Source organism: Plasticicumulans acidivorans, from assembly GCF_003182095.1.
GTDB lineage: Bacteria > Pseudomonadota > Gammaproteobacteria > Competibacterales > Competibacteraceae > Plasticicumulans > Plasticicumulans acidivorans.
This window is the reverse complement of sequence record NZ_QGTJ01000001.1, coordinates 505,656-531,151: the sequence shown is the minus strand read 5'-3', so window position 1 is coordinate 531,151 and position 25,496 is coordinate 505,656. Positions and strand designations below refer to the sequence as shown.

18 protein-coding genes are annotated in these 25,496 nt (G+C 66.7%); 11 read left to right on the top strand and 7 right to left on the bottom strand.

What is annotated here, in order from left to right; genetic code table 11:
* Window positions 1–55: 55 nt before the first annotated feature.
* The 4 genes from acs to ppsA all read right to left on the bottom strand — a co-directional run bounded on the left by acs (window position 56) and on the right by ppsA (window position 7,529).
* Entirely contained in the window at window positions 56–1,993 is a 1,938-nt protein-coding gene (gene acs, locus C7443_RS02105; RefSeq protein ID WP_110016915.1) for an acetate--CoA ligase, read from the bottom strand.
* Window positions 1,994–2,704: 711 nt separating this feature from the next.
* Complete coding sequence (gene gluQRS / locus C7443_RS02100; protein ID WP_211346135.1) at window positions 2,705–3,655, bottom strand: tRNA glutamyl-Q(34) synthetase GluQRS; 951 nt, start codon at window positions 3,653–3,655, stop codon at window positions 2,705–2,707.
* A 2-nt stretch (window positions 3,656–3,657) separates the two neighbouring features.
* Window positions 3,658–5,046, bottom strand: a complete 1,389-nt coding sequence (locus C7443_RS02095; protein WP_246004501.1) for a cation:proton antiporter — start codon at window positions 5,044–5,046, stop codon at window positions 3,658–3,660.
* Window positions 5,047–5,192: 146 nt separating this feature from the next.
* Window positions 5,193–7,529 carry a phosphoenolpyruvate synthase gene (gene ppsA / locus C7443_RS02090; protein WP_425467062.1) on the bottom strand — a complete coding sequence of 779 codons (2,337 nt, stop codon included), beginning with the start codon at window positions 7,527–7,529 and terminating at the stop codon, window positions 5,193–5,195.
* A gap of 344 nt (window positions 7,530–7,873) precedes the next feature.
* Between ppsA and C7443_RS02085 the strand changes: the two genes are divergently transcribed.
* The 5 genes from C7443_RS02085 (at window position 7,874) to C7443_RS02065 (ending at window position 11,616) form a co-directional block, all read left to right on the top strand.
* Window positions 7,874–8,353 carry a DUF1249 domain-containing protein gene (locus C7443_RS02085; RefSeq protein ID WP_246004500.1) on the top strand — a complete coding sequence of 160 codons (480 nt, stop codon included), beginning with the start codon at window positions 7,874–7,876 and terminating at the stop codon, window positions 8,351–8,353.
* Between the two features lie 92 nt (window positions 8,354–8,445).
* Window positions 8,446–8,952 carry an Rrf2 family transcriptional regulator gene (locus tag C7443_RS02080; protein ID WP_110016911.1) on the top strand — a complete coding sequence of 169 codons (507 nt, stop codon included), beginning with the start codon at window positions 8,446–8,448 and terminating at the stop codon, window positions 8,950–8,952.
* Between the two features lie 115 nt (window positions 8,953–9,067).
* Window positions 9,068–10,000, top strand: coding sequence for a hypothetical protein (locus C7443_RS02075; RefSeq protein ID WP_110016910.1), 933 nt, complete (start codon window positions 9,068–9,070; stop codon window positions 9,998–10,000).
* Between the two features lie 2 nt (window positions 10,001–10,002).
* Window positions 10,003–10,755 carry a metallophosphoesterase family protein gene (locus C7443_RS02070; protein ID WP_342774189.1) on the top strand — a complete coding sequence of 251 codons (753 nt, stop codon included), beginning with the start codon at window positions 10,003–10,005 and terminating at the stop codon, window positions 10,753–10,755.
* 135 nt (window positions 10,756–10,890) lie between these two features.
* Entirely contained in the window at window positions 10,891–11,616 is a 726-nt protein-coding gene (locus C7443_RS02065) for a hypothetical protein (RefSeq protein WP_146213208.1), read from the top strand.
* 24 nt (window positions 11,617–11,640) lie between these two features.
* On the opposite strand, the gene C7443_RS02060 is transcribed toward C7443_RS02065, so the two are convergent.
* Window positions 11,641–13,254 (bottom strand): GMC family oxidoreductase, encoded by a 1,614-nt coding sequence (locus C7443_RS02060; protein ID WP_110016908.1) that lies wholly within the window; start codon window positions 13,252–13,254, stop codon window positions 11,641–11,643.
* An 88-nt stretch (window positions 13,255–13,342) separates the two neighbouring features.
* The gene (locus C7443_RS02055) at window positions 13,343–14,860 is read right to left on the bottom strand and encodes a CoA-acylating methylmalonate-semialdehyde dehydrogenase (RefSeq protein WP_110016907.1); all 1,518 of its coding nucleotides are present in this window, start codon (window positions 14,858–14,860) and stop codon (window positions 13,343–13,345) included.
* Window positions 14,861–14,985: 125 nt separating this feature from the next.
* On the opposite strand from C7443_RS02055, the gene C7443_RS02050 reads away from it, so the two are divergent.
* From C7443_RS02050 to C7443_RS02025, 6 genes are all read left to right on the top strand, one after another.
* Window positions 14,986–15,885, top strand: a complete 900-nt coding sequence (locus C7443_RS02050; protein ID WP_110016906.1) for a LysR family transcriptional regulator — start codon at window positions 14,986–14,988, stop codon at window positions 15,883–15,885.
* A gap of 170 nt (window positions 15,886–16,055) precedes the next feature.
* Window positions 16,056–17,630 carry a flavin monoamine oxidase family protein gene (locus C7443_RS02045; RefSeq protein WP_110016905.1) on the top strand — a complete coding sequence of 525 codons (1,575 nt, stop codon included), beginning with the start codon at window positions 16,056–16,058 and terminating at the stop codon, window positions 17,628–17,630.
* Between the two features lie 66 nt (window positions 17,631–17,696).
* The gene (locus C7443_RS02040) at window positions 17,697–19,400 is read left to right on the top strand and encodes an alpha-amylase family glycosyl hydrolase (protein WP_110016904.1); all 1,704 of its coding nucleotides are present in this window, start codon (window positions 17,697–17,699) and stop codon (window positions 19,398–19,400) included.
* Between the two features lie 38 nt (window positions 19,401–19,438).
* Entirely contained in the window at window positions 19,439–19,786 is a 348-nt protein-coding gene (locus tag C7443_RS02035; protein ID WP_110016903.1) for a GFA family protein, read from the top strand.
* Window positions 19,787–19,943: 157 nt separating this feature from the next.
* Window positions 19,944–21,335 (top strand): SLC13 family permease, encoded by a 1,392-nt coding sequence (locus C7443_RS02030; protein WP_110016902.1) that lies wholly within the window; start codon window positions 19,944–19,946, stop codon window positions 21,333–21,335.
* A gap of 84 nt (window positions 21,336–21,419) precedes the next feature.
* Complete coding sequence (locus tag C7443_RS02025) at window positions 21,420–23,129, top strand: SulP family inorganic anion transporter (protein ID WP_110016901.1); 1,710 nt, start codon at window positions 21,420–21,422, stop codon at window positions 23,127–23,129.
* Here the strand turns inward: C7443_RS02025 and C7443_RS02020 are convergent.
* Window positions 23,123–25,336 (bottom strand): diguanylate cyclase domain-containing protein, encoded by a 2,214-nt coding sequence (locus tag C7443_RS02020; protein ID WP_110016900.1) that lies wholly within the window; start codon window positions 25,334–25,336, stop codon window positions 23,123–23,125. The two genes, C7443_RS02025 and C7443_RS02020, sit on opposite strands and share 7 nt — an antisense overlap.
* Between the last annotated feature and the right edge of the window lie 160 nt (window positions 25,337–25,496).

Genomic DNA, 25,496 nt, shown 5'->3' with positions numbered 1-25,496 from the left:
AAGCCCGGCCCTGCGAGTCGCGGGGCCGGGCCATGATCGTGCGGAAGCGGACGGCTTACTTCGCTGCGCGGTTGTCGATCAGGTCATCGACGACCGTCGGATCGGCGAGCGTCGAGGTATCGCCCAGGCCCTCGCACTCGTTCGCGGCGATCTTGCGCAGGATGCGGCGCATGATCTTGCCGGAACGGGTCTTCGGCAGGCCGGGCGCCCACTGGATGACGTCCGGTGTGGCGATCGGGCCGATTTCCTTGCGCACGTGGGCGACCAGCTCCTTGCGCAGCGCATCAGTCGGCTCAATGCCGGCCATCAGCGTGACGTAGGCGTAGATGCCCTGGCCCTTGAGGTCGTGCGGGAAGCCGACCACCGCCGCTTCGGCGACCGCAGCGTGCAGCACGAGGGCGGATTCGACCTCGGCGGTACCCATGCGGTGACCGGAAACGTTGATGACGTCATCGACGCGGCCGGTGATCCAGTAGTAGCCATCCTCGTCGCGGCGGGCGCCGTCACCAGTGAAGTAGGTGCCCGGGTAGGTCGACAGGTAGGCTTCGATAAAGCGGTTGTGGTCGCCGAAGATCGTGCGCATCTGGCCCGGCCAGGAACGCTTGATCACCAGGTTGCCTTCGGTCGCGCCTTCCAGCTCGTTGCCTTCGGCATCCACTAGCGCCGGCATCACGCCGAAGAACGGCCGCGTCGCCGAGCCCGGCTTGAGCGCGGTGGCGCCCGGCAGCGGCGTGATCAGGATGCCGCCGGTCTCGGTCTGCCACCAGGTGTCGACGATCGGGCAGCGGCTGTCGCCGACGACACGGTAGTACCACTCCCAGGCTTCTGGGTTGATCGGTTCGCCGACCGAGCCGAGCAGACGCAGCGACTTGCGGCTGGTGGCCTTGACCTGCTCCTCACCGTCGCGCATCAGCGAGCGGATCGCCGTCGGTGCGGTGTAGAAGATGTTGACCTGGTGCTTGTCAACGACATCCCAGAAGCGGGTGGAGCTCGGGTAGGTCGGCACGCCTTCGAACATCAGCGTGGTCGCGCCATTGGCGAGCGGGCCGTAGACGATGTAACTGTGGCCGGTAACCCAGCCGACGTCGGCCGTGCACCAGTACACGTCACCGTCGTGGTAGTCGAAGATGTACTTGTGCGTCACCGCGGCATACAGCAGGTAGCCGCCGGTGGTGTGCAGCACGCCCTTCGGCTTGCCGGTCGAACCCGAGGTGTAGAGGATGAACAGCGGGTCTTCCGCGTCCATTTCCTCGGCCGGGCAATCGGTGGAGGCGGCGGCAACGACGTCGTGGTACCAGACGTCGCGGCCTTCGACCCAGGCGATGTTGCCGCCGGTGCGCTTGACGACGACGATGTTCTTGATGCAGGGCGCGTTGGCCGCTGCCTTGTCGGCATTGGCCTTCAGCGGCACGGCACGGCCGCCGCGCATGGATTCGTCGGAGGTGATGACGACGGCGCATTCGGCATCGACGATGCGGTCACGCAGCGCGTCCGGGGAGAAGCCGCCGAAGACGATGGAATGGATGGCGCCGATACGCGTGCAGGCGAGCATCGCCACCGCCGCTTCCGGAATCATCGGCAGGTAAATGCAGACGCGATCGCCCTTTTTGACGCCGAGGTCTTTCAGCGCGTTGGCGAACCGGGAAACTTCTTCGTGCAGCTGCTTATAGGTGATCTTGCGATCTTCATTCGGGCTGTCGCCTTCCCAAATGATTGCGACCTGATCACCGCGCGTTGCCAGATGGCGATCGAGGCAATTAAAGCTGACGTTGACCTTGCCGCCTTCGAACCACTTGATGCGACCGGCCTTGAAGTCGCAATCGCTGACTGTGTCCCAGGGCTTGAACCAAGTCAGAAACTCGGACGCTTTTTCGCCCCAGAAGCCATCGGGGTCGTTCACCGAGTTCGCATACATCTCCTGATACTGCGCCTCGTTGATCCACGCCTTCGCGGCTACGTCGGCCGGGACGGGATAGATCTTTTCTTCGGACATGACAAGCTTCTCCTCTGGTCAACATTGAGCCTCCTGAGACGGAGGCGACCCCCAAAAACGGGCATTGGCGCCTGGGCGACAATGCAGCTCCCGGCCATTGCCGCATGCGTTTAACACGCAGCGGCAGCACCTTACGGAAAGGCCGCAGCGATCCGCTGTCCTGATGGCAATGAAAAACAAGAAATGAAATAAGAAAACGAGTCGCTGCAGATTCTGCAGGCACTCGAAAAAGCGTTAACGCAATAACAAGAGGGCTCACGTGAAGCGTGAGTTTGGCGTGCCATTATAGGAAATGATTCGCTCTGGCACTGAAAGCGCTGAAACTCGGCGCAATTGAGTCTTGGCAAGACATTCCCCCGAATGCAACTGCCGAATGTGGCTGTGACCTGCATATGGTTGTTATGAACTGTGTCACGAACGCGTCTGCATTCTTTCCCAGCATTCTGGATAAAGTCAATATTTCATCTACATGGTCGAGAAATGGTGCGAAGCAGCAAAACAATATGTTGTTTTTATAGCTGTTTGTGTTGCGCGTTCGATAGCTTTTGTATTCCCATTTCATCCGCATGGATTCAGCTGTGATATTAGGGTTTTCCCTTATTTTGTTTGTTATGCGGCAGTATGTTTTCGTTTTGTGAAACTGCACGCGTTGCGAATGTGGGAATGTTCTAAGTTAGCCGATGAATTTGCCTTTGCCAGCATCAACAGCGTTTACGAAGATGGGGTGGCAATCGCCCCTGCCGCCGTGTCGACCGGTGTTGGCCACTGCCGATGCAGGACGCTTGGCACCTGCGACATCGCCCAGTGCTGACGTGCCCAGTCAAGGACTGAAGAGACGTCGGCGCCGCGTAATGGGTCTGGTGGCTGCTGGCCGAGGAACTCCAGGGCATCCCAAAGTGCCAGGTGTGCCCGTGTGCAGTCGATCGCCCGCGCGTGGGTCAGCTTCGACAGCTTGTCGCCTTTGGCATCGACCGCCAGCGGAACATGGGCATAGCTCGGTGCTGGATAGCCGAGCAGGCGTTGCAGGTAGATCTGCCGGGGCGTCGAATCGAGCAGATCCGCGCCGCGGACGATGTCCGTAACCTGCTGTAAGGCGTCATCGACGACGACGACGAGCTGATAGGCATACAAGCCGTCAGCTCGGCGCAGGACGAAGTCACCGACTTCCGCATGCAGTGACTGCTTGAATTTGCCCTGAACGCGGTCGGTGAAGTGCACCTCGCCAGCATCGGTGCGCAGGCGCAGAGCGCCGGCTTGATCGAGGGGCAATCCGGCATCGCGGCAGTACCCCGGGTAGATCAGGCCGCAGGGACCGCGACGCGCCGTGGCAGCAAGTCGCGAGCGGCTGCAGCGGCACAAGTACAGCAGCCCCGCCTGCTGCAGTTGCTCCAGCACCTGTGCGTACAGTTCTAGGCGCTGGCTCTGCCATACCGGCGTGCCATCCCAGTAAAGACCGCAAGCCTCCAAAGTGCGCAGGATGTCATCGGCCGCGCCGGGGACGACCCGTGGCGTGTCGATGTCTTCGATGCGCACCAGCCAGCGGCCGCCACCGGCACGCGCGTCGAGCCAGCTGGCGAGTGCGGTCAGCAGCGAGCCGAAGTGCAGGGCGCCGGTCGGGGATGGTGCGAAGCGGCCGACGGGTATCACGGGGTCGGCCGGCATCCTCAGGCTGCGGTGGAGGCTGCGGCTGCCTTACGGCGCAGCAGTTGCCCCAGAATCAGCGGGGTCAGCAGTGTCGTCAGAATCACCACCAGCACGATGACCGAGAACTCTTCGGCACTGACGACGCCCAGCTGCTTGCCGACGATGGCAAAGATCAAACCGACTTCGCCGCGCGGTGCCATACCCCAGCCGACCAGCCATTTGTCGACCGGCCCGGCGACGAGTCCGGAGACCAGCTTGCCGCCGAAGGCGATGACCGTTACGGCCAGCGCGAGCAGCAGTGCATGTGGGTCGAACAGCGTACTCAGGTTGACCTGCATGCCGGTGTAGACGAAGAACAGCGGCACCACGAAGTGGCCCAGCGGGGCGACCAGGGCATCGAGATGGTGCTGGCGATGTTCGAGCAGCACGTGTTCGACGTTTTCGCGGGTTTTGGCGTCGGCGTCATTGACGGCGGAGCGGATCAGGCCGTTGATTTCGGGGTCGGCAAAGTCCTCGAACGCGACGTCGTCGAGTACCAGACCGGCAGCGAAGGCACCAACGATCGGCGCCAGACCGATCAGGTAGGCGAGGGCGGAAAGCAGCAGACAGAAGGAGATCGCCAGCGTGACCTTCATCCCGGAGCCGGTGTGGATACGTGAGAACACGCGTCCCAATGCGCGGGCCGAATACTGGCCGAGTGCAATCGCTCCGCCGAGGAATAGCACGGCCTTGACCACGATCCACAGCACTGACAGCAGGTCGACGGCGCCGGTGCTGATGATGGCGGATACCACGGCAAGGATGACCAGACCGATGACATCGTCGATGACGGCAGCGCCGAGGATGATCTGCGCTTCAGTCGTGTGCAGCTGGCCCATGTCGCGGAACACCCGGCCGGTGATGCCGACGGAGGTCGCGGTCAGGGTGGCGCCGAGGAACAGCCAGCCGTTCCACGACAGATTGGGGAACAGCAAGGGGCCAACGACTAGGGTGCCAAGGGCGAACGGGGCTGCGACACCGGCGCAGGCGACGAGGAACGCGGCAACACCGACCCGGCGCATGGTGGCGACGTTCGACTCCAGCCCGACCTGAAACAGCAGGATTACGACGCCGAGCTGGGCGAGGAAGCCCTCGATCGGGTCTTGCTTGACGGGCTCCAGGCCGTCAAAACCGAACAGCACCAGATTGCCAAGCAATACGCCGGCCAGCAGCTCGCCAAGCACCGGCGGTTGTTTCCAGCGCTCGACAAGGCCGCCGATCTTGCCGGCCAGCAGCATCAGGGCTGTCCAGAAGAATACGTTGGCGGTGTGGGCATCACCGCCAGCAAAACTCGGCATGGATACTAAAGTAAGCAGCAGGCCGATAAGCAGGGAGGGACCGCGGAATCCACGCGGTGGTTGGGGCTTCATGCAAGGTCTCCAGTCAAAAGGTTGGCAGTGTGGTTCGGGGGGAGAACCGCTGAAGCGTCGTTAGGACCGGGGGAATGTCGCGGCGACGCAAACAAAAGGGCGCGGTTTGCACCGCGCCCTTTGATCATACCGCTGCTGGCTGGGGCTTAGACTTGCTCGCCCGCAAGGAACATCCAGGTCTCGACCACACTATCCGGGTTCAGCGAGACGCTTTCGATGCCTTCCTCCATCAGCCACTTGGCCAGATCCGGATGATCCGACGGGCCCTGGCCGCAGATGCCGATGTATTTGCCGTGGCGGCGGCAGGCCTGGATGGCCATCGACAGCAGCTTCTTGACCGCGGGATTGCGCTCATCGAACAGGTGCGCGATCAGGCCGGAGTCGCGATCGAGGCCGAGCGTGAGCTGGGTCAGGTCGTTCGAACCGATCGAGAAACCGTCGAAGTATTCGAGGAACTCGTCAGCCAGCAGCGCGTTCGACGGCAGCTCGCACATCATGATCAGCTTGAGACCGTTCTCGCCGCGCTTGAGACCGTTGGCTTCGAGAATCTCGGCGACGGCCTTGGCTTCTTCCAGTGTGCGCACGAAGGGAATCATGACCTGAATGTTGGTCAGCCCCATCTCGTTGCGAACCTTCTTCATCGCCCGGCATTCGAGCTCGAAGCAGTCGCGGAAGTTTTCCGAGATGTAGCGCGAGGCGCCGCGGTAGCCGATCATCGGGTTTTCTTCGTGCGGTTCGTACAACGGACCGCCGATCAGGTTCGCGTACTCGTTCGACTTGAAGTCGGACATGCGCACGATCACTGCCTTCGGCGCGAAGGCGGCGCCCAGCGTGGCGATGCCTTCGGCGAGCTTCTCGACGTAGAAGTCGACCGGCGAGGCGTAGCCGGCGATCTGCGCATCGACGCGGCTCTTGATGTCGTTGGGCAGCGAGTCGTAGTTGAGCAGCGCCTTGGGGTGCACGCCGATCATGCGGTTGATGATGAACTCAAGGCGGGCCAGACCCACGCCGGCGTTCGGCAGGCGTGAAAAGTCGAAGGCACGGTCGGGGTTGCCGACGTTCATCATGATCTTGAAGCCGAGCTTCGGCATCGAGTCGAGGCTGATTTCCTTGACGTCGAAGTCGATCAGGCCCGTGTAGATGTAGCCGGTATCGCCTTCGGCGCAGGACACGGTGACTTCGTCACCGTCCTGAATGCGATCGGTGGCATCACCGCAGCCGACGACGGCCGGGATGCCCAGCTCGCGGGCGATGATCGCCGCGTGGCAGGTGCGTCCGCCGCGGTTGGTGACGATGGCCGAGGCGCGCTTCATGATCGGCTCCCAGTCGGGATCGGTCATGTCGGTGACCAGCACATCGCCGGCCTGCACTTTGGCCATTTCCTTGATGTCGTGGATCACGCGCACGGTGCCTGAGCCGATGCGCTGGCCGATCGAACGGCCGGTGGCGACGACATCGCCGCGGCGCGACAGCTGGTAACGCTGCATGACCTGCGAGTCGGCACGGCTCTTAACGGTCTCCGGGCGCGCCTGCAGGATATAGAGCTTGCCGTCGTTGCCGTCCTTGCCCCACTCGATGTCCATCGGGCGGCCGTAGTGCTTCTCGATGATCAGAGCCTGGCGGGCCAGTGCCTCGACTTCGGCATCGGTCAGCGCGAAGCGGCGGCGTTCGGCCTGATCGACCTCGACAGTCTTGACGCTGCGACCGGCGACGCCTTCGCTGGCGTAGACCATCTTGATCGCCTTGCCGCCGAGGTTGCGGCGCAGCACCGCCGGGCGGCCGGCCTGCAGCGTCGGCTTGTGGACGTAGAACTCGTCGGGGTTGACGGCGCCCTGCACGACGGTCTCGCCGAGGCCGTAGGAGGCGGTGACGAACACGGCGTCGTCGAAGCCGGATTCAGTGTCGAGCGTGAACATGACGCCGGCGGCACCGACATCGGAGCGGCACATGCGCTGGATGCCGGCCGACAGTGCGACTTCGCTGTGCGCGAAGCCGTGGTGCACGCGGTAGGCGATGGCGCGGTCGTTGTAGAGCGAAGCGAAGACGTGCTTGATCGCCACCAGCACGTTGTCGAGGCCGCGCACGTTGAGGAAGGTTTCCTGCTGACCGGCGAAGGAGGCGTCCGGCAGGTCTTCCGCGGTGGCCGAGGAGCGCACGGCGACGGAGATTTCAGCGCCGCTGGCCGCTTCGAGCGAGCGATAGGCGTTGGTTACAGCGTCGAGGAAGGCGGGCTGAAACGGTGCGTCGATGACCCACTGACGAACACGGTTACCAGTCTCGGCCAGGGCGTTGACGTCCTCGATGTCGAGCTTGGCGAGTTCGCCGTTGATCTTTTCGATCAGGTTGTTCGTGGTCAGGAATTCCCAGAACGCCTCGGCGGTCGTGGCGAAACCACCCGGAACCTGCACGCCAGCGGCGGCTAGATGGCTGATCATCTCACCGAGGGAGGCATTCTTGCCGCCGACCCGGTTTACGTCATCCATGCCGAGGGTTTCAAACCAAAGCACGTAGTCTGTCAATGTAGTTCCCCTTGACTTTAAATAAACGCGACTGAAAACCGCAGAGGCTGCCGCGCCTCGTGCATCAGCGCTGGCCTCTTTGCCACCTAACGCTCGACAGGGGCGTCCCAGCGCGCTCGTCGGGCGTAGGTTCAACCTTGCGCCTCGTCTGCCGAATGGCGTGGACTGGCGGGTTGTGCAAGGGCGCTAATTATAATGTCGCCTCTATAAAGGGGGGAACCGCTTTTTCAGGATCGGGATGCCGCCGATGCGTGTTTGCATGGCAGCATGAGCATTCCCAGCAGGTGATCTGTGAGGTATCGGCAATCGTGAAGCCGTGGCTGGCGGCATGTCATGTTCGTGGACTCGACGTCAGGCCGGGCAGTTTCGCCGGTCTGATGGACAGCTATGAGCGCAACTACATGCAGCTGCGCAGGCTGGTCCCCGCGATGCCGCCAGCGGCGACTTCATGGGTGTCATCGGCTGCCGGTGCACTCGATGTACACATGACGGTGCGCGAGCGCTTTCGCTTTACCAGCGAACTGGATTTGACTTACCGCTTTATCGATGGCGGACAGCGCTGCTGGGATGAGCCCGGCCTGCGGGTGCGCATCTACCATGACGCCCGACAGGCCGAAGTCATGGTGGCGCGTTTGCGTCACTGGCCGGTGTTCGAGCTCGAAACCGAGCTTGTCGAGCAGCAGCTGCGGCTGCGCAGTCACGTCAATCGTTTTCTCGCAAGATGGCTCGGTTATTGCCTTTATCAAGGCCACGGAAGTTGGCGTCCTGCTGCAGTGCAAAATAGTTGACCATTTTAGTCGGCTTTCGTAGGCTTCCCACATGATCTGTGGGGGCTGTCCATGCAGGCAGTATTCGCTCCAAGCCACTTTTGGTGAGACCAATGAAGCTATCGACCAAAGGCCGTTACGCGGTAACAGCCATGATGGACATTGCCAATAATCACCGTTCCGGTCCTGTCGCACTGGCCGATATTTCCCGCAGCCAGGGCATTTCGCTGTCATACCTGGAGCAGCTGTTCGCCAAGCTGCGGCGTTGTGGGCTGGTCGAGGGTGTGCGCGGTCCGGGGGGCGGCTATCGTCTGGCCCGGCCGGCCAATCGCATCAGCATGGCGGAAATCATCGCTGCGGTGGATGAAACCGTTGACATGACCCACTGTGGCGGCAAGGCCAACTGTCATGGCAGCGAGGCCTGTCGCACGCATGCGATGTGGAACGATCTCAGCGCCCGCATCAATGCCTTTCTGGCGAGCATTTCACTGGAAGATTTCGTGGCCAGCGGCTCCGATCCGTCGCCGGACATGGAAGATGTCGAGCCCGTCGTCGACAGCAAGCGCCCGGGCCGCATCAATGCCAGCCATCAGGTTGGTGCCAATGTGATGGCGGGCTAAGAACCGCGGCGTGCTTTCCCGCTGCACGGGGCGGTGCCGGCAATAGGGCAATTCGCAAGGCCTGCGCGGACGTCTATCCTCGCCCAGATGCAAGGGTGTGCGGAGGGTGGCAGGCATGGGGCGGAGCAAACCGGTGGTCCTCAGCGGTGGTGCCGTGTTGCTGGGTGCGCCGCGCACCGCGCGCGGCGGCATCCTCAGCGACCTGGCGTCGATCGGTTCCGGCAGCGTCAATTTCGTGCGGGTGTTCAATCGCGAAGACGAACTGCCGACGCATCTGGCGCGCCGCATCGCCGAGACCGTGCGCAAGCGCCAGCTGCTGTTTTCCCTGCTGTATGCCGAGCAGCGCGAACGTTTTTCAGTGCAGATCGGTGGCGCGCTGGTGCAGGACCGCAGCGGCAGCTCATCGAGCAGCAAGCGCGACGGCAAGACCTGGCTCAGCGGCTCACAGGCCGGCCACATCGCCATCGGCACCTACTCGATCGACGGTGAATTGTTCTGTGCGCAGGCGCTGCGCGTGCTGCGCGCGGCGGCCGGCCGCGGTGGCGACTGTCCGCGCTTGAGCGATCTGGTCGCGGCGAGTCTGGCCTGCGACGGTGGCACCGAGCTGGTGCCGGCCTTCGTCAATCAGTCCAGCGGCAAGTTCGAAACCTCGGCGATGCGTTACATGAAGGGTCTGACGCCGGCCTGGATTGCCCCGGATCAGTCCGCGCTGGAGCGTCAGCTGGCCGCCGAGGCGGAACGGGTCATCGATTTCTTCGTCACCAAGCAGCGCACGTTCATTGCTGGCATCGACCAGCGCCTGCAGGCGATCCGTGCCGGCAGCGCCACTGAATACCTGCAGGAGCCTGCCGATCATGCCTGGCTGATCTTCGGTGGCGAGGAACGCCGCTTTCTGGCCGCGGTGCTCGATGAACTGCGCGATCCCGGCAGCCGTTTCCGCCGTGAGCTCGATGGCCTGGTGTTGCAGAACATCACGCCGGATGCCCGGTACTGGGCTGGGCTGGCGCAGACCGCCCGCGACGAACTCGACACGCTCGCGGCGGCCTGAGCATGTCCGCCTGCACGCTGCGTCTGGCGCTGGTTTCCGACATCCACGGCAACCTGCCGGCGCTCGAAGCCGTTGCGGCCGACATCCACCACCGTGGTGTCGACCAGATCGTCAATCTCGGCGACAGCGTGTCCGGCCCGCTGCTGCCGCGCGAAACGGCGCAGTGGCTGATGGCCGCCGGCTGGCCGAGCCTCGCCGGCAATCACGAGCGGCAGCTGCTGACGCAGGCACCGGCGCAGATGGGCGCTTCCGATGCCTTTGCCCATGCCGCACTCGGTGCCGCTGAATTCGCTTGGCTGCGTGCGCAGCCGGCGACGCTGCGCCTGAGCGACGAAGTCCTGCTCTGCCACGGCACACCGGCCAGCGATCTCATCTATTGCCTGGAGACCATCGACGCCGGTCGCCTGCGGCTCGCCGATCGGCAGACGATTGCCGAACGCCTGGGAGCGGAACGCTCGGCGCTGGTCGCCTGCGGTCATTCGCATACGCCGCGCAGCGTGCGCTGCGGCGGGCAGCTGATCGTCAATCCCGGCAGCGTCGGCCTGCCGGCCTTCGATGCCGACCGGCCCGAATTTCATGTCGCCGAAACCGGTTCGGCAGATGCGCGTTATGCCCTCGTCGAACGCCGGGCCGACGGCCAATGGAGTGCGCAACTGATCGCCGTGCCCTATGACACGCGGGTGGTGGTGCAGCTGGCCGTCGCCGCCGGACGCGATGAATGGGCGCGGGCGCTGAGCACGGGCTACGCGAGCTGATCGTGCCGGCCGCCATCTCCGGTTTTTGTGGCTTCGTGGTGCCGGTCGCCGACCGGCGCTCGTCTCGATCCGCTGTACCGCAGAGGACGCATCATGTGCAGAGAAAAAAGCGAAGCGACATCCGGCGCCCTGGTCTTGGGCGGCTCCCTCAAAGATGAATTGCGCCGGCACGCCTATGAGCGTTGCCGGCACTTCTTTCTGTATCTGTTCTACTACCGGGCGCTGCTCGCGAAGCTGAACGCACCGCCGTACAGCCTGGGTTTGAAGCCGCAGGATCTGCTTTACGTCAATGCCACCCACCAGATCGATGAGGGTTATCGCTCGACCGACACCGACTACTACGCCTTCGATGCCAAAGACGCGAACATCATCGACAAATCCTGCGCCGCCTGCGGGCGCATGGACGCCGCGCACTTCTGCAACCTCGGCATCGATGCCGGCATGCGCTCGAAGCTCGCGGCCATCGCCAGCAAGGACAAGGTGGTGTTCTGCTTCTACGAATGCCTGAAGACGATCTGTGGCAATACGCGCCTGCTGCCGCAGCGCGTCAACATCGGGCCGGACAAATGCATCGACCGTTTCCACGGTGAGCTCGCCACGGCCATCATCAAAAGCGGCAAGCCGCCGCTGTCGTCGGCGCACCTGAAGGAGTACCTGCAGGGCGCGGCCAAGGTGTTTGCCGAGTACAGCGATACGCAGCAGAAGAAAGGCAATCTCGGCATCGTCGCCTGCGTCGAAGCCTACTGCGAGTGCTACAAGCACGACGGCGATGATCTGTGGAGCATGCTCTACGGCAACTACATCAGCGAGTGCTCGATATCGCTGTACCAGTTGAGCGCCGGCGACTTCATCACGTTGTGAGACTGATCCGCGCCCGCCGCAGGTTCAGCGCGCATCTTCGAGCAGCATGCGCGCGCCGCGCTCGGCGATCATCACCGTCGGCGAGCTGGTGTTGCCGGAGGTGATCGTCGGCATGATCGAGGCATCGATGACGCGCAGGCCCGCGATGCCCTGGACGCGCAGCCGGCTGTCGGTGACGGCGAGCGGGTCGCCGGTGCGGCCCATGCGGCAGGTGCCGACCGGATGAAAGATCGTCGTGCCGACGCGTCCGGCGGCGAGGGCGAGGGCTTCATCGCTGTCGTCGTCGCTGCCCGGCAGGTGCTCGCTCGGTCGGTACGGCGCGAGCGCCGGCTGCGCCATGATCTGGCGGGTCAGGCGCAGTGCGCGGGCCGCCTTGGCGCGGTCGGCCGCATCACTGAGATAGCACGGTGCGATGCGTGGCGCGCTCGTCGGCTCGCGGTCGCGGATGCGTACCCAGCCGCGTGAGCGCGGGCGCAGATCGCAGACGCTCGCTGTCAGCGCCGGGAAGGCGTGCAGCGGATCGCCGAATTTGTCGAGCGACAGCGGCTGCACGTGATACTCCAGATCCGGCGTGCTTTCGGCCTGCGAGGAATAGGCGAACAGGCCGAGCTGGCTCGGCGCCATCGTCAACGGGCCGCGGCGCAGCAGCGCATATTCGAGTCCCATCAGCGCCTTGCCCCACAGGCTGTTGGCCTGCTGGTTGAGGGTGCGGATGCCGTGCACCTTATAAACGCTGCGCAGCTGCAGATGATCCTGCAGATTCGCGCCAACGCCCGGCGCATCGAGCACGCTGGCAATGCCGAGCACCTGCAGCGCTGCGCCGTCGCCGATGCCGGAGCGCTGCAGGATCGCCGGCGAGCCGATCGAACCGGCGGCCAGGATCACCTCGCGACGGGCGGCGGCCTGCGCCGGCTCGCCACCGATGCGGAACTCGATGCCGCGGGTCTGGCGACCGTCGAGCAGCAGCCGGTCGCTGAGCGCGCCGGTGACGATGCGCAGATTCGGCCGGTTGCGCACCGGATCGAGAAAGCCGCGCGCGGCGCTCCAGCGCACGCCGCGCTTCTGGTTGACCTCGAAGCGGCTGACGCCGTGGTTGTCGCCGCGGTTGAAATCTGTGCTGGCCGGGATGCCGGCCTGTTGCGCCGCTTCGGCGAAGCGTTCGAGCAGCTCCCAGGCCAGCCGCTGCTGTTCGACGCGCCATTCGCCGCCGCTGCCGTGGGCGTTGCTGGCGCCCTGCCAGTGGTCTTCCACCGCCTTGAACAGTGGCAGCACCGCCTGCCAGCGCCAGCCGGGATCGGCGCACAGCGCGGCCCATTCGTCGTAGTCGCGGGCCTGACCGCGCAGGTAGAGCATGGCGTTGATCAGCGTGCTGCCGCCGAGGCCCCTGCCGCGGGCGTAGATGATCGAGCGGCCGTCGAGACCGGGCTCCGGCTCGGTGCGAAAACACCAGTCGGTGCGCGGGTTGTTGATGCAGAACAGATAGCCGACCGGAATCCGCGTCCAGATCCAGCGTTCATCGTTGCCGGCTTCGAGCAGCAGCACCGAAGTCTGCGGGTCGGCCGACAGGCGGTTGGCCAGCACGCAGCCGGCCGCACCGCCGCCGGCGATGATGTAGTCGTAGCTGCCGAAATCCTTCATCGGAACTCCTGAATGCGAGGGCAGGGCGATCGCCGCGCTGGCACGCCGTGGCCGCCACGGCGTGCGTGGCCGTGCGCTGGGGCGTGACTTACTGATTGACCGGCATGACGAATTCCGGCCCGTTGCCGCGGTTGTCCGGCCAGCGCTGCATCACGCTCTTGTAGCGGGTGTAGAAGCGCACGCCTTCCTCGCCGTAGCTGTGGTGGTCACCGAACAGGCTCTGCTTCCAGCCGCCGAAGGAATGCCAGGCCATCGGCACCGGGATCGGCACGTTGATGCCGACCATGCCGGCGCAGATGTGCTGGGTGAATTCCTGCGCGGTGCGGCCGTCGCGGGTGAAGCAGGCGACGCCGTTGCCATACGGGTGCTCGTTGATCAGCGCCACCGCCTCGGCAAAGGTTTCGACGCGGACCACGCCGAGCACCGGCCCGAAGATCTCGTCCTGATAGATGCTCATGTCGGGACGCACGTGGTCGAACAGCGTGGCGCCGAGGAAGTAGCCATGCTCGTGGCCGGGCACGCGCAGATGGCGGCCGTCGAGCAGCAGCTCGGCGCCCTGTTCGACACCGGCGGCGATGTAGCCCTCGATGCGGGCCTTGGCCTCGGCGCTGACCACCGGCCCCATGTCGATGCCCTCGGCCTCGCCGTCGCCGACGCGCAGGCGGTGGGCGCGCTCGACGATTCTGGCGACCAGCGCATCGGCAATATTGCCGACGGCGACGCAGATCGACACTGCCATGCAGCGCTCGCCGGCCGAACCGTAGGCCGCGCCGATCAGCGCATCGGCGGCCTGGTCGAGATCGGCGTCCGGCATCACCACCAGGTGGTTCTTGGCGCCGCCCAGCGCCTGCGCGCGTTTGCCGTGTTTCGCCGCGGTTTCATAGATGTGGCGGGCGATCGGCGTCGAGCCGACGAAGCTCACCGCCTGTACCTGCGGATGCGCCAGCAGCCGCTCGACGGCCTGGCGGTCGCCCTGCACCACGCTGAACACGCCGGGCGGTACGCCGGCTTCGCGCATCAGCTCGGCGGTGAGCAGCGCGGGCGAGGGGTCACGCTCGGCGGGTTTGAGGATGAAGGCGTTGCCGCAGGCCAGGGCCACCGGCGCCATCCACATCGGCACCATGAACGGGAAGTTGAACGGCGTGATGCCGGCGACCACGCCGAGCGGCATGCGCTGGCTCCAGTGGGCGATGCCGCCGCCGATCGCATCCGAGTACTGGCCCTTGAGCAGCTGCGGAATGCCGCAGGCGAACTCGATGACCTCCAGCCCGCGCTGCACCTCGCCGCGGGCATCGGGCAGCGTCTTGCCGTGCTCGCGGGTGATCAGCCGGGCCAGATCATCGGTGTGGCGTTCGACCAGTTCTTTCAGCCGGAACAGCACGCGCGCACGCTTTTGCGGTGCCGCCGCCGCCCAGAGCGGCTGCGCCGCGGCGGCGGCTTCGACGGCGGCGTCGACTTCGGCGGCATCGGCCAGGCCGACTTCCCGCACCACCCGCCCCAGCGCCGGATCGTGAATCGCGGCACTGCGCCCGCTGTGGCTCTGGCGCGCGGCGCCGTTGATCCAGTGCGGCACGCGTTCGGCGGCTGTGACGTAAGCAAAGCTCATGGTGAAATCCCCGTGAACGGCAGGATGGCTGTGATGCCTTCATCAAAGTCGAGGATTGACGGCGGGTCCAATCAGATATTCTTTGTATCGTTATCAGCCATGCTCATATCGGGAGCCTTGCCGTGATGGACCCGACGGCTTTGCGCGTATTCGTCACCGTGGCGCGCGAGGGCAATCTGACGCGGGCCGCCGAGCGCCTGTGCGTCACCCAGCCGGCGCTCAGCCTGCAATTGAAAAAGCTGCAGGGCGCGCTGGGGCTGAGCTTGTTCGAGCGCACCCCGCGCGGCATGCGCCTGACCGAGGACGGCCGCCGGCTGCTGCCGGCCGCCGAGCGCGCGCTGGCGGCGCTGGCCGAGTTCGGCGCGGCGGCGAGCGCGCTGCATGGCCGTGTCAGTGGCCGGCTGCGCCTCGGTACCATCGTCGATCCCGAATTCCTGCGCCTCGGCGCCTTCCTCGGTCTGCTCGCCGAACGGCATCCGCAGCTCGCCTTCGAGCTCAGCCACGGCATGTCCGGCAGCGTGCTGCGCGAGCTCGAAGCCGGCCGCCTCGACGTCGCCTACACGCTCGGCCTGCCCGGTCTCGACGAATTGCGCGAGCGCTGCGAAGTGCTGCCGCTGACGGCGTTCCGCTACCTGGTGGTGGCGCCGCCCGGCTGGAGCGGTCAGGTGCGCGGCAAGGGCTGGCGCGAACTGGCAGCGCTGCCGTGGATCGCCACCCCGCCGGAGTCGGTGCATCACCGCCTGCTGGCGCGGATCTTCGCCGCCGCCGGAGTGGCGCCGCGTGTGGTCGCCCGCGTCGACCTCGAACCGTCGATGCTCGATCTGGTGCGCTCCGGCGTGGCGCTGACGCTGGTGCGCGACAGCATCGCGCTGCGCGCGGCGCAGGCCGAAGGACTGGCGATCGCCGATGCGGTGGCCGTCGACGCCGAGCTGGGCTTCATCTGCATGCGTGCGCGCTGCGCCGAGGCGCCGATCCAGGCGGCGCGGGCCGCCATCGCCGAACTCTGGCACGGCGCCGCCGCCTGAGCGGCGGCTGTCGCAACTGCTACGGTCTGTGTCCTAGGCGACAAGCACAGTCGTTTCGCGTGTTGTGTTTTTATTCGTAATGATTTGAATTTTTTGAATTAAAAAATACATCTCCGATGGAATGAATATCGCAGAGCAGCGACCACGGCTCCTGACTTTGGAGAAGGGACATGCTCGAAACGGCGATCATCGGTGGTGGGGTTAGCGGGCTGGTGCTGGCGCGGGCGCTGCACCGGGCGGGACAGAGCTTCGCGTTGTTCGAAGCGCGCGAGCGGCTCGGCGGGCGGGCGCTGTCGGTGGCTGCAGGCGTCGATGGCCTGAGCGGCGATCTCGGGCCGAGCTGGTACTGGCCGCAGACGCAGCCGCGCATGCGCACGCTGATCAGCGAGCTCGGCCTGGAAACCCTCGCCCAGCACGATCCGGGCACGGTCCGCGTGCTCGAAGACCCGGACCACGAGCCGGTGACGCGGGCCACCAACGAGCTGCACGGCGGTGCCCGCCGCCTGGTCGGCGGCATGGGCGCGCTGGTCGATGCGCTGGCCCACGAGCTGCCGGGTGAGGCTCTGCACTGCGGCCATGTCCTGCGCGCGGTGCATGACTGCGGCAATCACGTCGAATTGCGCTTCGAGGACATCGAGACCCGCGGTTTCGTCACGGTGCAGGCGCGCCGTGTCGCGCTGGCGCTGCCGCCGCGGCTGCTCGCCGAGCACGTGCGCTTCACGCCGGCACTGCCGGCTGAGCTGCTGACCGCGCTGGTGGCGACGCCGACCTGGATGGCGGCGCAGGCCAAGGTGCTGCTCGGCTGCGAGCGTGCCTACTGGCGTGAGGCCGGCCATTCCGGCAACGCCTTCGCGCAGCACGCTCAGGCGGTGCTGGCCGAGGTCTGGGATGCCTGCGACGCCAGCGGCGGGAAGGCCGCGCTCGGGGGGTTCCTCGCGCTCGGGCCGGGCCTGCGCGAACGCTTCGGCCAGGGGCTGCCGCTGCTGATCGACAATCAGTTCGCACGGCTGTTCGGCAGCGAGCTGGAAGACGGCGTGCAGCACTATCAGGACTGGGCGCAGGAGTCGTTCACCTGCAGCACGCTCGATAGTGAGCAGCCGCTCAACGAACACCCGGACTACGATACGCCGGCACTGCGCGCGGCCTACTGGGGCGGCCGCCTGCATTTCGGCGGCGCGGAGACGGCGGCCCAGCATGGCGGCTATCTCGAAGGCGCGCTGGAAGCCGCGGCGCGCATCGCCCGCCGCTGCCTGAACGCTGCCGAAGTGGCGGCCAGCGGCGGTGACGCCATGCTCGCCAGCGTCGATCCCTTCGACAGCTTCATCGACTGGGTCGAGCAGCGCCGCGGCCAGCTCGCCGAGGACTACCGCGGCCGCCTCAATGCCGTCCTCGCCAGCGGGCAGAATGCGCAGGCGACGCTGCATGCGCTGCTCGGCACCGTCGACAGTTTCTACACCGATGCGCTGATGCGTCTGGGCACGCTGGCGCTTGCCGCGGTGCCGGCCGGCGAGCGGGTGAATCTGCGGCGGGCACTGCTGACGCCGTTCTCCGGCTGCAACAGCGCGCTGCTCGGTGCCGCGCTCAGCCACAACCGCAGTTCCTGCGCGCTCAGCAACTTCCCGCACGAGCACGGCCCGGACAGCGGTTATCGCCGCACCATCGAACTCGAACTGGCCAGCGCCTGGCAGGATTTCGTGCTCGATGTCGACGAACGTTTACGCGGTACGCAGCCGCTCGCGGTTTGACATGTGCCTGCCGCCGCTGCCGGCTAGATTGATGAAACACCAATCTAGCCGGCGGGAGGCGAGGCGATGGCAGGCGAGCAGTGGTGGCGGCGGGCGACGATCTACGCGCTGAACACGCGGACCTTCGCGGACGGTAACGGTGACGGCATCGGCGATCTGCCGGGGCTGATCGACAAACTCGACTACCTCGCCGCACTCGGCGTCGACACGTTGTGGCTGACGCCGCATTTTCCGTCGCCCTGTGCCGACAACGGCTACGACGTTGCCGACTACATGGCGATCGCGGCGGAATGCGGCACGCTCGATGATTACCGCCGGCTGCTCGATGCCGCGCATGCCCGCGGCCTGCATGTGCTGCTCGACCTGGTGCTCAACCACACCTCGGACCAGCACCCCTGGTTCATCGAGTCGGCGTCGAGCCGCGACAACCCCAGAGCCGACTGGTACGTCTGGGCCGACGAGCCGCCGAACGACTGGCAGTCCTGCTTCGACGGTTCGGCCTGGACCTACCATCCGGCGCGCGGCCAGTACTACTACCACTTTTTCCTGCGCGAGCAGCCGGACCTGAACTGGCGCCATCCGGCGGTGAAGGCCGCGCTGTGGGCGGTGGCGCATTTCTGGCTCGATCTCGGCGTCGACGGCTTTCGTCTGGATGCGATCAGCGCGCTGTTCGAAGACCCGGAGCAGCGTGCGCACGGTCTGCCGGTCGACCTGCTGCATCTGCGCGCGGCCGACGCGCAGGCCGTCAGCGAGGCGCAGAAGGCTCAGGTGGGCGAGTGGTGGAGCCGGATCTTCCGTCACCAGCTGTGTCAGCCCGAGGTGCACGGACTGCTGCGCGAGCTGCGGACGCTGGTCGACAGCTATCCCGGTGAGCGCATCCTGCTCGGCGAGGACGAAGACATCGCCTACCTCGGCGACGGTCGCGATGAGCTGCATCTGGTGATGAACTTCCCGCTGATGAACGTCGACGGCCCGCTGCGCGCCACGCATGTGCGCGAGGTGATGCAGCGTCGGCTGGCGGCACTGCCGCCGGGCGGGGTGCAGTGCAATCTGCTCAACCACATCGACAGCTCGCGGCTGTGGACGCATTTCTGCTCGGGCGAGGCGGCCGACGGCCATGCCGGGCTGTACGCCAAGCTGTGCGCGGCGCTGCTGGTGACGCTGCCCGGCGTGCCCTTGCTCTATTACGGCGAGGAGATCGGCATGCGCGATGCCGCACCCGCCGATCCGGAGCGCTGGCGCGACCGTCTGGCGCTGTGGCTGCGCCGCGGCCTGATCGATGAGCTCGGCGTCGAGCCCGCCGAGGCCACGCGGCTGGCCGCCCGCAGCAACCGTGACCGCTGTCGCACGCCGATGCAGTGGGGCGTCGGCGCCAATGCCGGTTTCTGCCCGCGCGGCGTCGAGCCCTGGCTGCCGGTGGCGGTCAACGATGCCGCCGTCGGCGTCAACGTCGAAGTCGAGGACAGCGGCACGCATTCGCTGCTCAACGCCTACCGGCGTCTGCTCGCGCTGCGCCGCGAACTGCCGGCGCTGTACGCCGGCGACTGGCAGCCGCTCGACTCCTGCCCCGGTTCCAACTGCCTGCTGTTCCTGCGTCGTGCCGGCGAGCAGACGCTGTTCGTCGGTCTCAATTTCGGCATGACGCCGTGCCGGCCGGGTTGCGCGCTGAGTGCGCCGCAGCTGCTCGAACCGCTCTACAGCAGCGGCGCCGTGGCCCATGATCCGATCGCGCTCGGTCCGGCCGGCGTGCTGATCGCACGGGTGCCGTGAGCCGGCGTCACCCTGTTCACGCACTGGAGTCGTCAGTCATGCATTACACCGGGTCCTGCCATTGCGGCCGCATTGCCTTCGCTTTCGACGGTGCCATCGAGCGGCTGGTCGACTGCAACTGTTCGCTGTGCCGGCGCCGTGGCTCGCTGCTGTATTTCACCGATCGCGCGCACTTCGAGCTGCTGACACCGGCCGCCGACATGAGCGAGTACCGTTTCGGCGCGCAGACCATCGCCCATGTGTTCTGCCCGGTGTGCGGCTGCGCGCCGCTCGGCTTCGCCACCGATCCGAGCGGGCGGGAGATGGTCGCGGTCAACGTGCGCTGCGTCGACGACTTCGATCTCGACAGCGTCGACGTGCATCACTTCGACGGTCGCCGGCTCTAGCGCCGGCCCCGGCGCTGCGTGACCGCGGCGCCGGCCGCGACAGCAAGCGGCGAAGCCGCCGGCTGCGGCTGCATGGCCGCTGTGCGTTACAGGGCGATGTCCGCTGCGCCCGGCTGTGGCATGGTCGCCGCCCCGCCGCCGTTCGGAGACTGTCGCGATGCCTGTTTCCCTGTTGCTGAGGGTGCTGCCCGTCGTCGTGCTGACGCTGGTGGCGCTCGCTGTCGCCGTGTGGCCGCCGGCCGGGCTGACGCCAGCCACCGCCCACGCGCTGCCACTGGTGATCGGTGCGGTCGCGCTGTGGGCGACCGGGCTGCTGCCCGAATACCTGACGGCGCTGCTGTTTTTCCTGGTCGCGGCGCTGTTTGCGCTGGCGCCGCCGACGGTGATCTTTGCCGGCTTCAGCTCGACGGCGTTCTGGCTGGTGTTCAGCGGCCTGGTGTTCGGTGCGGCGCTGCGTCATACCGGACTCGACCAGCGTCTCGGTGGTGCGCTGGCGGCGTTGCTGGCGCGGCATTGCGCCGGTCATTACGGTCGCTTGATCGGTGGTGTGGTCGTGGCGGGCGTGCTGCTCGGCTTTCTGGTGCCGTCCTCGCTCAGTCGCGCGGTGCTGCTGGTGCCGATCGTGCTCGCCGTGGCGGATCGCTTCGGTTTCGAGCCGGGGCGGCGCGGCCGCACCGGCATGGTGCTCGCCGCGGCGTTCGGCTGCCATCTGCCGACTTTCGCCATCCTGCCGGCCAATGTGCCCAATCTGGTACTGAGCGGTGCGGCAGAAACCCAGTATCACTACGTGCTGAGCTACGGCAGCTACCTGTGGCTGCATTTCCCCTTGCTCGGCCTGCTCAAGGCCGGCGTGCTGATCGTGCTGATCGTGCGCCTGTTTCCTGATCACTGCCCGCAGCAGCTCGACAGCCCGGCGCGGGGAATGCCGCTGAGTGCCGCAGAGCGGCGTCTGCTCGGCCTGCTGCTGGCGTCACTGGCGCTGTGGATGAGCGATTTTATCCACCACATTTCACCGGCCTGGGTCGGGTTGGGCGCCGCCCTGATCTGTCTGTGGCCGGGGTCCGGACTGGTGCCGAAAGGGGTGGTCAGCCAGCTCAATTACGGCGCGCTGTTTTTCATCGCCGGTATCCTCGGGCTCGGCGCCGTCGTGGCCCACAGCGGACTCGGCAGGCTGATCGCCGACGGTGTCGAGCACGTCATCGCGTTCGCCCCGAATCAGCCGGCCGCCAATTTCGCCGGGCTGACGGCGCTCGGTCTGGCGGTGGCGCTGGTGACCACGCTGCCCGGTGTGCCGGCGGTGCTGACGCCGCTCGCCGGACGCCTCGCCGAGCTGACCGGCTGGTCGGTCGAGGCAATGCTGATGAGTCAGGTGCTGGCGTTTTCGACGCTGCTGCTGCCGTATCAGTCGGCGCCGCTGGTGGTCGGCATGCAGCTCGGCGGTGAACGCCTCGGTGCCGCCGTGCGGGTGACGCTGAGCAGCGCGGCGATCACGCTGCTGCTGCTGCTGCCGCTCGACTACTTCTGGTGGCGCTGGCTCGGCTGGATCTGAGCGGCCGCGGCCCCGCCGGTTGTTTTTGACAGACCGCCGCGCAGCGTCGACGCTTTCAGGTTTTCGCTGCACGGAGCTGCGCAGATGAGCAACGGTGAACAGGGCATGGCGCTGCCGCAGGAGCCGTGGCGCGAGCGACTGCAGGCGCTGCGGCTCTGCGTCTGGCTGCGCGGCTACCGCGGCGTCTGGCTCGGCGCCGATCTGCTCGCCGGACTGACGCTCGCCGCCTACCTGATCCCGGAGGCGATCGCCTACGCCAGCCTCGCCGGGCTGAGCCCGCAGACCGGGCTCTACGCCTGCCTGTTCGGCGGCATCGGCTATGCGCTGCTCGGCCCCAGCCCGCGCATCGCCGTCGGGCCGACGGCCTCGGCCTCGGTGCTGATCGCCGGCACGCTGGCCTCGACCCACGTCGCCGCGCCGGCGCAGGCGGCACAGGCGATCGCGCTGCTGGCCGGCGGGCTGGCCGTCATCGCCTGGCTGGTGCGTGGCGGGCAGCTGGTCAACTTCATCTCGGAGCCGGTGCAGACCGGCTTCAAGGCCGGTGCCGCGCTGTATATCGGCGCCACCCAGCTGCCGGCATTGCTCGGCCTGCCGGCCGGCAGCGGCGATTTTGCCTCGCGCCTGGGGCAGTGTGCGGCGCAGCTCGGTCACTGGCATCCGCCGGCGGCGGCGCTCGGTCTCGGCACGCTGGCGCTGCTGTGGCTGCTCGGTCGCTGCCTGCCGGGTCGGCCGCTGATGCTGCCGGTGCTGATCGCCGCCGGTGCGCTGGTGGCCGTGCTGGATCTGCCGGCGCACGGTGTGGCAGTGGTCGGCACAGTCGGCAGCGCCCGGCCGGCATTCGGCCCGCCGGATCTCGATCTCGATGCCTGGCGCGAGCTGCTGCCGGGGGCGATGGCCTGCCTGCTGGTGCTCAGCGTCGAAGGGCTGGCGGTGGCGCGGGTGTTCGCCGGTCGGGACGGGCGCACGCTGCACCCGGACCGTGAACTGCTCGCACTCGGCGCCGGCAATCTGCTGGTCGGCCTGTTCGGCGGCTATCCGGCCGGCGGCGGCATGTCGCAATCGGCCGTCAACGATCGTGCCGGTGCCCGCACGCCGCTGGCCTTGCTGGTCGCCGCTGCGGTGCTCGCCGCGGCATTGTTCGGGGCCGCACCGCTGCTGCGCTGGCTGGCGGCGCCGATGCTGGCCGCGGTGGTGCTGGTGGCGGTGTCCGGCATGATCGACCTGAGCGCATTGCGCCGGCTGCGCCGGGTCAGCCGCAACGAGTTCGGCATGGCGCTGGTGGCGCTGTTCGCGGTGCTGCTGCTCGGCGTGCTGCGCGGTGTGCTGGTGGCGGCGCTGGTTTCGCTGCTCGGCCAGCTGCGGCGTACCGCGCATCCGCATCTGCTGGAGCAGGGCTGGCTGGCCGACAGCGGTCGCTATGTCGATCACTACCGCCACCCGGAAGCGCAGCGGCCGGCCGAGGTGCTGGTGCTGCGTCCGGATCGGCCGCCGCTGTACTACAACGCCGAGTCGCTGCGCCTGCAGTTGCGCAGCGCGCTGGATGGCCGGCCGGTGCGCGCCGTGGTGCTGGATCTGGCGGTGGCCGGCGAGATCGACCTGTCGGCGGCCGATATGCTGGGCGCCGTCGCCGCCGAGTTCGCCGCGCGCGGGGTGCGGCTGTGGCTCGCCGACGTGCGCGGCCCGGTGCGTGATCTGCTGGAGCGCGCCGGCTTCGCCGAGCGCTTCCCCGAGCTGCGCCAGCATCTGGCGCTGGCCGATGCCGTCAGCGCCGCCCGCGCCGCACAGCTTCAGTAGCGGTAGGTGCTGCGCCCGGCGCGCTTGGCGCGGTACATCGCTGCATCGGCGCGTTCGAGCAGGACTTCGGCATCGTCGTCGTCGGCCTGCTGGATGGCGATGCCGACGCTGCAGGAGATTTCCACGGACTGACCGTCGATGCGGAACGGCTGCGTCAGCGTCGCCACGATCTTGTCGGCGACCCGTTCGGCGGCCTGGGTATCGGCATGGACCAGCATGATGACGACGAACTCGTCGCCACTGAGGCGGGCGACGGTGTCCTCAAGGCGCACCGCGGCTTCGAGGCGGCGCGCGACCTGCTGCAGCAGGGTATCGCCGGCGGCATGGCCGAGTTCGTCGTTGACCGGCTTGAAGCGGTCGAGGTCGATGAACAGGGCGACCAGCTGCTGGCCGCTGCGCTGGGCATGGCGCAGCGCGCGGCCGAGGCGGTCGAGCAGCAGCGTGCGGTTGGGCAGGCCGGTGAGCGCGTCGTAGTTGGCCTGACGCCAGGCCTGATCCTCGCGGTGCTTGCGCTCGGTGATGTCATGGAACAGCACGACGTGCCGCCAGGCCCGGCCCTCGTCGTCACGCAGCACGCTGATGCGCACGCGCAGCAGGCAGAAACCGTCCTCGCGGCGCTGCGTCAGTATTTCGCCTTCCCAGAAGTCGTGGTGAATGAGGTAGGTGGAGAGGCCGTCGAAGCTGATCGACTGCGGCAGCTGCTCGCAGAGGAACTGCGGTGTGCGGCCGAGCAGCGCCTCGCGTGCGTAGCCGGTCAGGTTTATGAACGCCGGGTTGACGGCGATGATGTGGTGTTCGGCATCGGTGACCAGAATGCCCTCGACGGCGGCGTCGAATACCGACTGGCTCATGCGTGCCTGTGCTTCGGCCTCGCGCAGCTCGGTGATGTCGCGAAACGAGGTCACGATCCAGTACGGCGGCGCGCTGTCGCGGCGCATCGCCCGCACGCTGACGGTGATCCAGCGCAGGCCGGTCTGTTCGTCACTGAGGCCGAGGAGCACGTTGTCGGCGTCTTCACCGTGCGTGCTGCAGCGCAACGTCGGATAGTGTTCGAAGGCGAGCGGCTGGCCATCGGGGCGGATCAGCGCATGACGGATGGTGTCGTCGGGGTGGCGCAGGCCGTCGAGCTGCTCCGGCAGGTGCAGGGTGCTGCGTGCGGAGGCGTTGGCGAACATGATGCGGCGCTCGGGCGAGAGGATCATCACGCCCTCGGCCATCGTCGCCAGGATGGTGCGCTGGCGGTCCTCGGCGTCGGCCAGCAGGCGTGAGCTGCGTTCGGCCCGGTGCATGAAGTGCAGCACGCCGCCGATCGTCAGCATCAGCAGCAGCGTCCAGGCACCGCTGCGCAGCAGCAGGTCGCGCTGCAGGGCCTGGATTTCCGCACTGGCGGCGGCAACGCCGATGCCGGCGACCACCACCGGCCCCTCCGGCATCATTTGCCAGGCATAGGCGCGCTCGATGCCGTCGACGTGCGAGATCGTGCGCAGGATCTGATTGGGCGGCTGTGGTGCGTGCAGGTACGGGCGATCGGCCGGCACGCGCAGACCGTAGCTGCTTTCGGTCCCCGGTACGCGCAGCAGGATTATGCCGTCGCTGCGGATCAGCGCGACCATGTCGGCGTCGGTATCGGAAAACTTGGCGATGTCGCGGGCCCAGCGATCGGGGGCGATGGCGATGGCGATGACGCCGGCAAAGCGCCCGTCTTCCAGCAGCGGGCGCGCCAGCAGCAGGCTGCGCCGACGCGACAGGCGACCGACGACCGGCTCGCTGAATACCAGCCGATCGTCAGGGCGCACGGCCAGCGCCCGGAAATAATCACGGTCGCCGAGCCAGTTGGCGGGGGCCGCGCCGAGACTGGACCAGGCCAGGTGACCGTCGCTGCCGATGACGAACAGCTGCAGTGCCAGCCCTTCGGGCAGTGCGGCGAGCGCGGCGTTGGCGATGGTGTCAAGGTGAGGGCGGTCCCCGCGCCAGGCCGCGCGGGCATTTTCGAGGACGCGGTCGAGCTGCAGCAGCGTGGCGTGCAGGTTCTCGTAGGCGGCGAGGGCACGCAGTTCGGCGCGCTCGGTGATGCGCTCGACGCGACCGCGCTCATATTCATGCAGCTGCTGCAGCAGACCCTGCCAGTAGAAGCCGACCGTCAACAGGCTCACCAGTGCAATCAGCCATGCCAGATGGCGCAGAGGGGGGCGCTGTAGTGCAGACATCACGGACCTACCGATGATGGGACATTCACCCGCCCGTGCGGTGCGACTGCGCCATCCATGTCCGCGACCGACCGCGAGACGGTGTGATCAGACTCACAGCCTGCGATGCGGGTCAGTGCTGCGCAAGGGCTCGCCACAGTTCTTTGAAATGCACGGGTTG

What these genes read in the sequence shown, in the direction of transcription:
- C7443_RS02030 (WP_110016902.1), top strand. Translation starts at nt 19,944, where the DNA reads ATGCCTGTTTCCCTGTTGCTGAGGGTGCTGCCCGTCGTCGTGCTGACG.
- ppsA (WP_425467062.1), bottom strand. Translation starts at nt 7,529, where the DNA reads ATGGATGACGTAAACCGGGTCGGCGGCAAGAATGCCTCCCTCGGTGAG.
- C7443_RS02095 (WP_246004501.1), bottom strand. Translation starts at nt 5,046, where the DNA reads ATGAAGCCCCAACCACCGCGTGGATTCCGCGGTCCCTCCCTGCTTATC.
- C7443_RS02025 (WP_110016901.1), top strand. Translation starts at nt 21,420, where the DNA reads ATGAGCAACGGTGAACAGGGCATGGCGCTGCCGCAGGAGCCGTGGCGC.
- C7443_RS02055 (WP_110016907.1), bottom strand. Translation starts at nt 14,860, where the DNA reads ATGAGCTTTGCTTACGTCACAGCCGCCGAACGCGTGCCGCACTGGATC.
- acs (WP_110016915.1), bottom strand. Translation starts at nt 1,993, where the DNA reads ATGTCCGAAGAAAAGATCTATCCCGTCCCGGCCGACGTAGCCGCGAAG.
- C7443_RS02045 (WP_110016905.1), top strand. Translation starts at nt 16,056, where the DNA reads ATGCTCGAAACGGCGATCATCGGTGGTGGGGTTAGCGGGCTGGTGCTG.
- C7443_RS02075 (WP_110016910.1), top strand. Translation starts at nt 9,068, where the DNA reads ATGGGGCGGAGCAAACCGGTGGTCCTCAGCGGTGGTGCCGTGTTGCTG.
- C7443_RS02035 (WP_110016903.1), top strand. Translation starts at nt 19,439, where the DNA reads ATGCATTACACCGGGTCCTGCCATTGCGGCCGCATTGCCTTCGCTTTC.
- gluQRS (WP_211346135.1), bottom strand. Translation starts at nt 3,655, where the DNA reads ATGCCGGCCGACCCCGTGATACCCGTCGGCCGCTTCGCACCATCCCCG.
- C7443_RS02050 (WP_110016906.1), top strand. Translation starts at nt 14,986, where the DNA reads ATGGACCCGACGGCTTTGCGCGTATTCGTCACCGTGGCGCGCGAGGGC.
- C7443_RS02040 (WP_110016904.1), top strand. Translation starts at nt 17,697, where the DNA reads ATGGCAGGCGAGCAGTGGTGGCGGCGGGCGACGATCTACGCGCTGAAC.
- C7443_RS02020 (WP_110016900.1), bottom strand. Translation starts at nt 25,336, where the DNA reads ATGTCTGCACTACAGCGCCCCCCTCTGCGCCATCTGGCATGGCTGATT.
- C7443_RS02080 (WP_110016911.1), top strand. Translation starts at nt 8,446, where the DNA reads ATGAAGCTATCGACCAAAGGCCGTTACGCGGTAACAGCCATGATGGAC.
- C7443_RS02060 (WP_110016908.1), bottom strand. Translation starts at nt 13,254, where the DNA reads ATGAAGGATTTCGGCAGCTACGACTACATCATCGCCGGCGGCGGTGCG.
- C7443_RS02070 (WP_342774189.1), top strand. Translation starts at nt 10,003, where the DNA reads ATGTCCGCCTGCACGCTGCGTCTGGCGCTGGTTTCCGACATCCACGGC.